The following is a 12,596-nucleotide window of genomic DNA, read 5'->3' on the forward strand; positions in this document are numbered from 1 at the left end:
AAGTGATTCATAAGTGAAAACTTGGCTTTATCGGTGAAACCGTAGTGGATTATGCCACCGGCAATACCGAGAGGTATGTAGAGAAATCTAACAGCCTTGTATCGACTTATAGGTTCCTAAAGTTTTTAAGCTATGGAATACTAGGATAGAAGATAAAAACTATACTAAGCTTCTATAATACGCCAAGGACATTTATTTTATATAAATGTCAAGATATAGTCATAGCCAGAATATTGATAAAATATTTAATTAATTTTATAATAAAATATCAATGTGGAAACACTGGACGCCATAGACCCCTCGTCTCCACCATATAGTAAAGACCTTACAACATTAATATTGTAAGGTCTTTTTATAATTAATAATATAAAATATAAAAAGAAGGTGTAGCGGGTATGGATAAAAAAGATGTAATGATTTTAGTAGGTGCTGGACAAATAGGTATGGCAATTGCAAGAAGAGTAGGATATGGAAAGAAAATTGTTATTGGAGATAAAAAGATAGAAAATGCAAATGATATTGCAAAGATTATGAATGATGCTGGATATGATGTATATGCAATGGAAATGGATTTATCCTCAAGAGAATCAATTTTAAATATTATTGCAAAAGCGAAAGAATATGGGGATATTACTATGTTAGTTAATGCAGCTGGTGTATCGCCAAGTCAAGCCTCCATAGAAACAATTCTTAAAGTAGATCTTTATGGTACTGCAGTTTTATTAGAGGAAGTAGGAAAAGTAATTGCAAAAGGTGGGGTAGGAGTTACTATTTCTAGCCAGTCAGGTTGGAGAATACCGCAACTTACACAAGAGGAAGATTTTTTGCTTGCTACAACTCCAACAGAAGATTTATTAAATCTTGAAATATTAAATGAAAAAAATATAAAAGATACATTGCATGCTTATCAAATGGCAAAACGTTGTAATGAAAAACGTGTAATGGCTGAAGCTGTAAAATGGGGTGAAAGGGGTGCAAGGATTAATGATATTGCACCAGGAATCATAGTAACACCTCTTGCTATAGATGAGTTTAATGGACCACGAGGAGATTTTTATAAAAATATGTTTGCTAAGTGTCCAGCAGGTCGTCCAGGTACTGCAGATGAGGTGGCTAATGTAGCAGAACTTTTAATGAGTGATAAAGGTGCATTTATTACAGGATCTACGTTTTTAATTGATGGTGGTGCTACATCATCTTACTATTATGGACCATTAAAGCCAGAAATATAAATTTTATTTGCTTAATTTAATTATGTATATTTTTTCCTTATATATAAGGAAAAAAATAGTATTTTAAATCATACTAATTTTATGTAATATATAGTATAAGACAATAATACCAATTATTGATTTGGAAAAATGTTTAAATATAATGGTCTTAGCATTGAATTATAAGTGAATATTAAATGTTTATAGGCGGTGCTAAAAAATTATATTTAAACATTTATTAAAAAAGGGGGTGTAACATAAAACGACCATAATCAAAGTCCTTAATAATAAATCTATTGTAAAAAAATGCGTTTAATGTAAATGTATACAATGGATAGTTAAAGAAATATATGTAAAATAATTGAATAAATTAAAAAATAAGTATATAATTAAGAATGGAGTGTTTAATATGAAAAAAGTTTTAATAATTTGTGCAGCAGGAATGTCATCGTCCTTAATGGCAAAAAAAACAACAGAGTTTTTAAAAAGTAAGGGTAAAGATATTTTAGTTGATGCAGTATCTGCAACAGAGGGAAGTAGAATGATAGAATCAAGCGATTTTGATTTATTTTTAGTAAGTCCACAAACAAAAATGTATTATTCTAAATTTCTTGAAATTGGAAATAAAGTAGACAAGTTAGTTGTAAATATACCACCACAAGCATATATTCCCGTTCCTATAGGGATACAGAAGATGGCAAAACTTATTCTTGAAAATTTAGAATAAGATTAATTATTTAAGGAGAGGTGTTAGGTGTTAAGCAATAAAGAAAAGGAAATTTTAGAAATGTTAAAAAAAAATACGGGAAATATTGTAACCAGTAAAGCAATTGCAAATAATTTAAAATTATCAGATCGTACTGTACGAAGTTATATAAAAAGGTTGCAGAAAATATTATTAAAAAATGGAGCTGAAATTATTGCAAAGTCAGGTCAAGGTTATATCTTTAAAATTAATCAAGAATTTAAGTTTAACACCTTTCTTCAACAGTATAAAAATAATTTAATAAACAAACAAAATTTTATAATTAATGATCAAAAGGATAGGGAGTATTATATATTAAAGAAATTATTAATAGAAAATAAATATATTTTAATTGATGATTTATGTGAAGAACTTTTTATATGCCGTTCAACGCTATCAAATGATTTTTTACAAATAAAAAAAAATCTTAGTTTATATAACTTATCTATAAAGTATAAAGTAAAAAAAGGATTATATGTGGAGGGAGATGAAACGGAAAAAAGAAACTTTATAATAAGTTATTTTTTTGAAAGTAATTTAAGTAATTCAATAAATAAATATGTTGATAATATATTATTTTCAAATAATATAAATTTAGATAAAATAATGGAAATTATACTGAATGAATGTCGAAAAGAAGATTTTAAACTTTCAGATTATGTAATTCAGAACTTAGTATTATATTTTGCATTAATGGTTAATCGTATAAAAAATGGTTTTACTTTGACTTCGATAGAAGTAGACAAATCTATAGAAAATAAAAAAGAATTTATAGTTGCATATAACATATTAAAATGTATATCAGAAATTAACGATATAAAATTCTCAAAAGAAGAAATTTATTATATAGCATTGAATTTAAAATCAAAGAATTCATCTGAATTTGTAAATAATAATTTTGATTTTACAGATAAAGAAAAAATACGTAGAGAACTTATAAATATATTAGATGAAATTGAGAATGATACTGGATATTTTATAAAGGATGATCAACAATTTATTAATAGTTTTTTAGTACATTTTTATAAACTAAGAATGAGACTTAAAAATGGTATTAAGCTAGAAAACCCATTGCTTAATGAAATAAAAGAAACACATGTGAAAACATTTTCTAAAACTAAAAATTACTTTTCAAATATGCCTATATTAAAAGGGTACAATATATCAGATAGTGAATGGGCTTATATATATTTACATTTTATGGCTGCAATAGAAAGGTGTAAGGATAATAAAAAATTTAATGTTCTTGTAATTTGCGCTACTGGCTATGGAAGCAGTCAAATGTTAAGCATAAGATTAAAAAAAGAATTTGGAAAACATATAAATATTGTAGATATAATTGGATATTATGAGATTACAGATCAAAAACTTGAAGGGATTGATTTTATTATCTCATCAATTGATTTATATAGCATTGTGTTTAATATACCTATAATTAATGTAAGTGTTTTTTTAAATGATTTTGAAGTTAATAAGATAAAATTATTTATTGAAAGTAATATGTTAAGACGTTTTGAAGAGAACGAAAATAGTAAGCGGAAATTACTATCAGAAAAAATAAGATTGTTTGAAGAATTTTTTTTTGAGGAGTGCTTTATAACTTTAAATAAAGTTGATTCAAAACAAAATATAATAAATACTTTGCTTACTTTACTTCAGAAGCGTGAAGATGAATGTTATTATGATGTAATGATTAATCAGATTAAGCAGCGTGAACGTATGAGTTGTGTTGTATTTAGTGAAGATATAGCAGTACCGCATCCAGCAAAATCAGTAGGTAAAAAAACTCAAGTAGCTGTAGCAATTGTAAAGCAAGGTGTGCGATGGGATGATAGGTTTAAAAATATAAAGTATATATTTTTAGTATCTCCATCTAAAACAGAGAATTATGATTTAATAAAAATCACAGAGGCTATTGTTTCTTTGATTGAAAACGATAAGATTAAAAATAAGTTATTGAAATGCAATAATTTTAATGAATTTAAAGAGGTATTTATAGAGTTAATTTAAAAATGAAGGGGTTGGATGTTTTATGACTAGAGATGATTTACAAGTAGTAGCTTTTGAAATAATTCTTCATAGTGGAAATGCAAGAAGTACAATACATGAAGGATTTGATTTAATGCGTAAAAGGAATTTTAAAGAGGCAGAGAAAAAGTTAGAAGATGCAAATAATGAATTAATTGAGGCTCATAAATCACAAACTAGTTTACTTCAAAATTATGCAAATGGGCAAGAAATAATAATGGAAATTATTATGGTGCATGCACAAGATCATTTAATGACAACAATGACACTTAGGGAAATGGCAATAGAATTTTTAGAAATGTATAAACAATTTGATAAATTAAAAAAGGCTGGATTGGTATACAATGAACAAATTTGAAAAAAAAAGAATTGAACAGGCAAGAAGGGAAACCAGTTTAAAAACTATGTATTTTAATAGATTTTTGTTTATTAGATATATTATGGCGTTTTTTTTCTTTACCAATATATATTGGGTGTGTTGTCTTATCATGAGTAATTCAATATATTTATTAATTCCTGGAATAAATTTAGTGTTTATGGTGTTAGCTGTATGGGAACAGTGTAAAATGTATAGTTCACCTATTAATGATGCAAAAAATACAGTTATTGCATATAAGATTATTATGGGCATTAATATATTTATTATAATAACTTTAATAACTCCAATTTTTAATAAATTATTTCCTTTTTTAAATAATAATATAAAATCACATATGTTAATTTTAGGAGTAGTTTTTGTTGGGATAGTTCTTAGTGGGATTTCTTTAAGAAAATTAAAAATGATAAGAGATTGTACAGATAAACAATATATGTACGTAAAACAGTTAGAAAAGAAATTTAATTAAAAGGGGGAAAATATTTATGGAAGGTTCAAATAAAGCATTTGAATTTTTAGAAAAATATCTTATGGGACCAATGGGAAAAATATCTCAATTTAGAATTGTGCGTGCGGTCATGGCAGCTGGAATGGCATCTATTCCTTTTACAATAGTAGGTTCTATGTTTCTTGTATTAAATATATTGCCACAAACAATGACATTTCTAGAGGGAATTTTTAATAATACATTTTTTCGTATAAGTGATTTATATATGCTAGCAAATAAATGCACAATGGGAATTTTAGCTCTTTATTTTTGTATCGTTATTGGATATGAATACACAAAAATATTTGTGGATGAAGAAGGGTTAAATCTTAATCCATTAAATGGAGCTTTACTTTCTATTTTTGCTTTTTTTATGACTATTCCAGAATTAGTATTATCAGATGGAAGAATAAATTTAATTAATGAGATTAATGATAGTTCTAAGATAATAAATGGGTGGAATGTTGGGGCAGATGGTGTTTTTAGATTAGGTACTACTGGTATATTTACTGCAATTATTATGGCTATTATAGCTGTTCAGATTTACCGCTTATGCGTTAAATATAATTTGATTATTAAAATGCCTGAAGCTGTACCAGAAGGGGTATCACGTTCATTTACTGCATTAATTCCAGCGTTTCTTGTAGCAATTATTGTATTAGTTATTAATGGTGTATTTATTGCGTTAGGAACTGATATATTCAAAGTAATAGCGATACCATTTAGCTTCGTAAGCAATTTAACTAATAGTTGGCTAGGTATTTTAGTAATTTATTTTTTAATTTCGGCTTTGTGGATTGTTGGTATTCATGGAGCTAATATTATTGGAGCATTTTTAACACCGATTGTTTTAGCTAATATGCAATTAAATATGCAAGGGACAAATATTCCGTTTGCGGGTGAATTTCAAAATTCGTTTGTTATTATGGGTGGATCAGGAGCTACATTAGGGCTTACTATATTTATAGCTTTTCTAGCTAAATCAGAACAACTTAAAGTTCTAGGTCGTGCAGGAATTGTGCCATCAATTTTTAATATTAATGAGCCTATGGTATTTGGGCTTCCGATTATATATAATCCATACTTAGCTATTCCATTTTTTTTAGCACCAATGGTATGTGCATCAACAGGATATTGGGCAATTAAATTACATTTAGTTAATCCTATTATAGCACAGGTACCATGGCCATCACCAATTGGAATAGGTGCATTTATTGGAACTGCCGGAGATTATAGAGCATTACTTTTAGCATTGTTAAATGGTGTATTAGCATTTTTGATTTATCTTCCATTTGTTAAAATTTATGATGCTAAATTAGTTAAGGAAGAAAAACAAAATGGGACAAAAAATTTTGATGATGAGTTAGCAATAGATATTTAAAAAATGTTTTATATAAATATTAGAGGAGATAATAAATTATGATAGGAAGTATAGCAGCATTCTTTACGACATTAGCATTTGTGCCACAGGCAATGAAAGTAATTAAAACAAAGGATACATCAGGAATTTCATTAGGAATGTATACTATGTCAGTTATAGGATTACTATTATGGGCGATTCATGGTATAAGGATTAATGATATTGCATTAATTATAGCTAATACTATAACATTTATTTTATCTGCTACTATTCTTACGTGTAAAATAAAATATAAATAATAGAATTTATTAATTAGCAGTATATGTTTATTTCAATAAAGGAGGTAAAATAGTAGATACAAATGCTATTATTCTACCTCTTTTTAAATTTAATTATCTTATGAAAAGTGCATTATTAAATGAAAGTAATTATATCACCAAACGACTTTACCATTTTTAAATTTAGGACTAGGAAAACTACTACCGGCTATTTCATTTTGGGGTATAGCATTTTCTATTCTTTCTATATCTTGAGAATTTAAAACTATGTCGATAGATTTTAGTGAATTTGATAGGGTACTTCTTCTAGATGAACCAATTAAAGGTAAAATATCATTACCTTTAGATAATAACCAAGCAAGTGACAGTTGAGGTATAGTAATGTTTTTTTCAGTAGCTATTATTTTCAATCTTTCAACTAATTGTAAATTCTTATTTATATTTTCTTTATGGAATAGTGGTATCCTTGAGTTATATTTATTTGCACTATCTTTTGAGAAGTTTCCGCTTAAAAGACCATGAGCGAGTGCACCGAAAGCTATAACGCCTATTCCTAATTCTTTTGCTGTAGGTATTATATCTTTTTCTATATTTCTATTAAATAAAGAATACTCAGATTCTATAAAAGTGATAGGATGTGTTTTATGAGCTTTTTTTAAGGTTTCTGCATCTACTTGTGTAATGCCGATATGTTTTACATAACCTTCTTTGACTAAATCAGATATAGCCCCAATAGTTTCTTCAACAGGTATTGCTAAATCTATTCTAGCAGGTTGATAAAGATCAATATAATCTACGTTTAATCTTTTTAGAGTTTGAGCTAAGTGGCTTTTTATGTTAAATGGATTAACATCAAGTCCATACATTTGACCATTTGGACTAACTAATGCACCAGTTTTTACAGAAATAAAAACATCGTCTCTTTTTCTGCCTTTAAGAGCTTCACCGATTATCATTTCACTTTGACCAGATCCATAAAAATCTGCTGTATTTAACATATTTACTCCATTATCTAGTGCTTTATGTATAGTTTTAATATTTTCTTCTTTATTATTAAGATTAGTCATACCTCCGCAGCCTAATCCAATCTTATAAAGTTCTAAATTAGCATTTTTATAGTTCATAATATCATCTCCTAAATATTAATTATTTAAAAACTTTTTTACTTATCTATTTTTCAAAATTTAAGAATCAGTAGCTATGTTGATACTTACTAATGCTGAAAACAGAAAGAGATTAATTAAGAAATAATAATTTTGACAGTTTAGTACACTCGTACTATATTTGACATTATAGTACGAGTGTACTAAACTGTCAAATATAGTTTCATAAATTTTATAGGAGGCTTTAAAATGGCAGGGCAAACTAAGGAAGATATATTGATTACAGCTCGTGAGTTATTTAATGAATATGGATATAAGAATATTTCAATGAGAGATATAGCTAAAAAATTAAATATTAGTGTAGGAAATTTAACTTATTATTTTAAGAAAAAAGAGGATTTAATTGAAGAAGTTGTAATGTATAAACACAGAAAATATAAGGGGATTTTATTACCAAAATCCCTTGATGATTTAAATAATTTATTTTTAGATATGCTAAATACTCAAAATGAAAATATATACTATTTTAAACATTTTGATGAATTAGCTGAAATAAGTTCTAAGATATATGAAATTCAATTAGCTACACTTAATAAAATTGAAAAAATCTTAAAAGAATGTTTTGAAGAATTACAAAGAAAGAACTTAGTTCAAAAGGTTGAGCCAAAAAGTCAGATAGATAATCTTATTAAATGCATATTAACTGTGATAATATATAAACCTATAAAAACAAAAGATCTTAATAAGCAAGATAATATTGATTCTATTATAAGTTGTCTATGGAGTATGATTTTCATGTATCTTACTGATGAAGGAAAAGATATGTATTTATCCATATTCAAATAAAGGACAACAATAACAGTTATTAATCATTAAAAAAGATTGTAAAATATTATCAGTTATTTACTGAAATAATTTATAATTTAAGGTAGTTTAATGGTATCATTCTAGCTTTACGTTTAAAAAGTAAATAAGCATATGCAATAAAGTAAGATTTTTTAGAATAAGGAGGAGTAATAATATGGCAAATAAAATATTAAATGAAATGATTTTTAAACCAGCACTTGATTATATAGATGATGGACATATTCATGGTGTGCTAAGTCCTTTTGAACCAGGAGAACGTATCTTAAAAGGAGGAACACAGATTGCACCAGAATTTAAACCTCTTTCAAAAGATATTCGTATGCTTAAGGATGTGGCAGTAAAGATGAGAGATGGAGTAACAATCTATACAGATATCTATATGCCAGCTAATAGTAAAGAAACTAAATTCCCTACATTAATTCTATGGAGTCCATATGGAAAGAGTGCTGGTAGCGCTCCACGTTATACTAATTTGTTTAACATGATTGGGATGGGGAATTCATGGAATTCTGGTTTAACAAAGTTTGAAGGAGCGGATCCTGATTATTGGTGTCAAAGAGGATATGCAGTGTGTAATCCAGATCCACGTGGAATCGTTCATAGTGAAGGTAATATTACATTAATGGGTTCTCAAGAAGCAGAGGACTGCTATGATTTAATTGAATGGATTGCAAAGCAGGAATGGAGCAATGAGAAGACAGCATTAACAGGAACTAGTTATCTGGCTTTTTCTCAATGGTTTATTGCTGCAACACAGCCACCACATCTTACTTGTATCAATCCACACGAAGGACTTTCAGATGCTTATCGTGATCTTGTATGTAATGGTGGTATTCCAGATAAAAACTTTATAGAGCGTTTGCAAGTAAACCATGTGAGTGCAGTATCAAGTACAATGCGTGAAGATATGATAGATGAAATGAAAGAATATCCATTAGCAGATGCACCTCTATGGCTTGATAAAAAAGCAGATATCAGCAATATTACTATTCCAGTGTACTGCGTTGCAAGTTACAGCAATACTTTACATACAATGGGAACGTTCCGCCAGTGGAGAAAGATTAGAACACAAGATAAGTGGCTTAGAATTCATAATACACAAGAGTGGCCAGATTACTATAGTGATGCAGGACAAGAAGATCGCCAGAAATTTTTTGATTATTATCTTAAAGGAATTGATAATGGATGGAAGGAAACACCACATGTGCGTTACAGCCTTTTAGATATGGAAGGTGGAGATCAACTTAATATTCCAGCAGAAGAATTTGGGTATGGAGAAAATGTAGAGTACATTAAGTTTTATCTTGATGGAAAGCTGCGTGAGTTAAGTAAAGTGGCTTCAACAGAAGAAGTTATTGCAAAATATGATACACAAGGACTCCCAGGACGTATTAGTTTTATGACAACTTTTGACGAAGAAACAAATCTTGTAGGATATCCAAAGCTTCATCTTTACGCAGAAGTAGAGGGAACAGATGATGCAGATGTTTTTGTATGGATGCAAAAATTAGATAAGAATGGTAATATGCTTGCGGAAATTACAGTTCCTAACCATAGTGCATCTATTTATGATTTTGTTGATGACGGTGCATCAATCATTCGTTATAAGGGTTCATGGGGGAGGTTACGTCTTTCTATGAGACATCTTGATGAGAAGGAATCTACAGATGAAGTTCCAGCATATAGTTTTGATCGTGTGGAAAAATTAGAAAAGGGTCAAGTTGTTGAGGCTGATATCGTGATGAGTCCAATTGGATTAAAATTCTATAAAGGTGAATCTATCAGAGTGATTATATCTCCAAAAGAAGAATATGGCAATGGAATGATGCCAGGTACACCTGGATGTACTCCTAACAATAAAGGATGGCAAATAATCCATACTGGTGGAGATAAAGCATCATATCTTCAACTTCCAGTATTAAAGAAATAAATTTATATCCAGCTACAAGTGCTACATATGGGATTACTTTATTAGAATAACTTGAAAATCAAAGAGATGTAGATTAGGTTAGTTCAGTATAAAGCTTTTAAGCTTTATACTGAATTTTTTATTTTAAATATCTCATATGAAACTCAAAATGTTCTTCTAAAAAAGTAGCAATAAAGAAATAGCTATGGTCATAGCCTTCAACTTGGTTATAATTTACTATTTGATTATTTTCTTTAGCATTTTTTAAGAATAGAGTTTCATTTAGTTGTTCTTTATAAAAGTTATCTTTAGTTCCTTGAGTAATTAGAATAGGTGGAACATTAGTTATTTTAATTAATTCAGTAGCGTCCCATTCTTGCCAAGAATTTTTATTTTCCCCTAAATAAGTTGAAAAAGCTTTTATACCCCAAGGTACATTGCTAGGATTTAAAATAGGAGCAAAGGCAGAGATTGCTTTGAATCTTGTAGAATTCTTCATACCAAGAACTAAAGCACCATGACCTCCCATTGAGTGTCCCATTATGCTTTCTTTCCCAGAGAAATTAGGAATTAAACTTTTTACAATATCAGTTAATTCTTCTGTGATATAACTATACATTTTATAATTTTTTGCCCAAGGCTCTCTTGTAGCATTTAAATAAAACCCTGCACCTTGACCTAGATCCCAATCTTTATCATCAGGAATATGTTCTCCACGAGGCGAAGTGTCTGGTATAATTACAGCTACTTGATATTTATTAGCTAACCTTTGAAAACCACTTTTTTGAGTAAAGATATCATCTGTGCAAGTTAAACCTGATAACCACCAAATAAGAGAAATTTTTTCATTTTGTTTATTAGATGGTAGGTAAAGACTAAATGTCATAGTACAATCAAGAATTTTTGAATAGTGACTATATTTATATTGTTCACCATTAAATGAAGAATGTCTTTCAATTTCTTTAAGCTTCATCATTAGAATCTCCATATGTTAAAATTGTACGGATTGATTCGCCCTTATGAAGTAGGTCAAATGCTTCATTAATATCCTTAAAATCTAAATGATGTGTAATAAATGAATCTAAATCTATTTTACCTTCCATATAATCTTCAATCATTCCTGGAAGCTGAGTTTTTCCTTTAACTCCGCCAAAGGCAGAACCACGCCAAACTCTACCTGTTACTAGCTGGAATGGACGAGTATGGATTTCTTCACCAGCACCTGCAACGCCAATTATGATACTTTCACCCCAGCCCTTGTGACAACATTCAAGAGCAGACTTCATAACTTCAACATTTCCTATACATTCAAAACTATAATCTACCCCGCCGTTAGTCATTTCAATTATTACGTCTTGTATTGGTTTGTTAAATTTAGTTGGGTTTATAAAATCTGTAGCACCCATTTTTTTAGCTAATTCAAATTTATCTTCATTTATATCTATAGCGATAATTCTACTAGCCTTTGCTTGTGCTAGTCCTTGAATAGCAGCTAATCCAATAGCTCCTAAACCAAATACTGCAGTTACGGCTCCTTCTTCAACTTTAGCTGTGTTATGTACTGCACCAATTCCAGTAGTAACTCCACATCCAAATAAGCAAACTTTATCTAATGGTGCTTCTGGTTGTATTTTTACAAGTGATACTTCTGCAACTACTGTATATTCACTAAATGTACTTGTTCCCATGTAATGATAAACGGGTTTTCCATTATAAGAGAAACGAGTTGTTCCATCAGGCATTAAACCTTTTCCTTGAGTTTCTCTTACTGCACTACAAAGGTTTGTTTTACCAGAACGGCAGAATTCACATTCTCCACATTCGGCATTATATAATGGAATAACATGATCTCCAGGTTTTACTGAGGTAACACCTTCACCTACAGCAACAACAATTCCTGCTCCTTCATGCCCTAAAACTACTGGAAAAACTCCTTCAGAATCCTTTCCTGATAAAGTGAATGCATCTGTGTGGCAAACTGATGTATATAGAATTTTTACTAATACTTCTTTTGCTTTTGGTTCAGCTACATCAATTTCTACAATTTTTAATGGTTCTCCTGGTTTAAAAGCAACAGCTGCTCTACTTTTCAAATTAATTCCCTTCTTTCTTTTTATAATGTTGTTGCATGATTAAAATAACAATATATGTAGTTTTATTTTTCAATAAGATTATATATTGTTTTTGCAACTTATATTTTAATAATAATAAAGAATAATTTATTATGCAATA

The 12,596-nt window shown here is 28.9% G+C and carries 12 protein-coding genes; 9 read left to right on the top strand and 3 right to left on the bottom strand.

The genetic code is table 11. From position 1 onward, the window contains the following. Window positions 1–395 precede the first annotated feature (395 nt). The 7 genes from HH195_RS02850 (at window position 396) to HH195_RS02880 (ending at window position 6,506) form a co-directional block, all read left to right on the top strand. Entirely contained in the window at window positions 396–1,232 is an 837-nt protein-coding gene (locus HH195_RS02850) for an SDR family oxidoreductase (protein WP_196371490.1), read from the top strand. 388 nt (window positions 1,233–1,620) lie between these two features. Next, window positions 1,621–1,938 (top strand): PTS cellobiose transporter subunit IIB, encoded by a 318-nt coding sequence (locus HH195_RS02855; RefSeq protein ID WP_196371491.1) that lies wholly within the window; start codon window positions 1,621–1,623, stop codon window positions 1,936–1,938. 27 nt (window positions 1,939–1,965) lie between these two features. Next, a complete protein-coding gene (locus HH195_RS02860; protein WP_196371492.1) occupies window positions 1,966–3,966 on the top strand; it encodes a BglG family transcription antiterminator in 2,001 nt (666 codons plus the stop codon). Between the two features lie 22 nt (window positions 3,967–3,988). Then, window positions 3,989–4,342: a PTS cellobiose transporter subunit IIA gene (locus HH195_RS02865; RefSeq protein ID WP_196371493.1), complete on the top strand. Its 354-nt coding sequence runs from the start codon at window positions 3,989–3,991 to the stop codon at window positions 4,340–4,342. Window positions 4,343–4,472: 130 nt separating this feature from the next. Next, on the top strand, window positions 4,473–4,829 hold the full coding sequence (locus HH195_RS02870; RefSeq protein WP_196371494.1) for a hypothetical protein: 357 nt from the start codon (window positions 4,473–4,475) through the stop codon (window positions 4,827–4,829). A gap of 16 nt (window positions 4,830–4,845) precedes the next feature. Then, on the top strand, window positions 4,846–6,228 hold the full coding sequence (gene celB, locus HH195_RS02875) for a PTS cellobiose transporter subunit IIC (protein ID WP_196371495.1): 1,383 nt from the start codon (window positions 4,846–4,848) through the stop codon (window positions 6,226–6,228). A gap of 38 nt (window positions 6,229–6,266) precedes the next feature. Continuing rightward, the gene (locus tag HH195_RS02880; protein ID WP_196371496.1) at window positions 6,267–6,506 is read left to right on the top strand and encodes a SemiSWEET transporter; all 240 of its coding nucleotides are present in this window, start codon (window positions 6,267–6,269) and stop codon (window positions 6,504–6,506) included. 134 nt (window positions 6,507–6,640) lie between these two features. Here the strand turns inward: HH195_RS02880 and HH195_RS02885 are convergent, their stop codons facing one another. Continuing rightward, the gene (locus tag HH195_RS02885; protein ID WP_196371497.1) at window positions 6,641–7,609 is read right to left on the bottom strand and encodes an aldo/keto reductase; all 969 of its coding nucleotides are present in this window, start codon (window positions 7,607–7,609) and stop codon (window positions 6,641–6,643) included. A gap of 228 nt (window positions 7,610–7,837) precedes the next feature. Here HH195_RS02885 and HH195_RS02890 point away from each other — a divergent pair, with 228 nt between their 5' ends. Together HH195_RS02890 and HH195_RS12530 are read left to right on the top strand one after the other, a co-directional pair. Next, a complete protein-coding gene (locus tag HH195_RS02890; protein WP_058992946.1) occupies window positions 7,838–8,434 on the top strand; it encodes a TetR/AcrR family transcriptional regulator in 597 nt (198 codons plus the stop codon). Window positions 8,435–8,609: 175 nt separating this feature from the next. Then, window positions 8,610–10,385 carry a CocE/NonD family hydrolase gene (locus HH195_RS12530; protein WP_196371498.1) on the top strand — a complete coding sequence of 592 codons (1,776 nt, stop codon included), beginning with the start codon at window positions 8,610–8,612 and terminating at the stop codon, window positions 10,383–10,385. Between the two features lie 118 nt (window positions 10,386–10,503). Here the strand turns inward: HH195_RS12530 and fghA are convergent, their stop codons facing one another. Further along, on the bottom strand, window positions 10,504–11,337 hold the full coding sequence (gene fghA / locus HH195_RS02900) for an S-formylglutathione hydrolase (protein WP_196371499.1): 834 nt from the start codon (window positions 11,335–11,337) through the stop codon (window positions 10,504–10,506). Continuing rightward, on the bottom strand, window positions 11,327–12,457 hold the full coding sequence (locus HH195_RS02905) for an S-(hydroxymethyl)glutathione dehydrogenase/class III alcohol dehydrogenase (protein ID WP_055258511.1): 1,131 nt from the start codon (window positions 12,455–12,457) through the stop codon (window positions 11,327–11,329). The genes fghA and HH195_RS02905 overlap by 11 nt, the downstream gene beginning before the upstream one ends. Window positions 12,458–12,596: the final 139 nt, after the last annotated feature.

The sequence above is a fragment of the Candidatus Sarcina troglodytae genome (genome assembly GCF_015708635.1).
GTDB classification, from domain to species: Bacteria; Bacillota; Clostridia; order Clostridiales; family Clostridiaceae; genus Sarcina; species Sarcina ventriculi.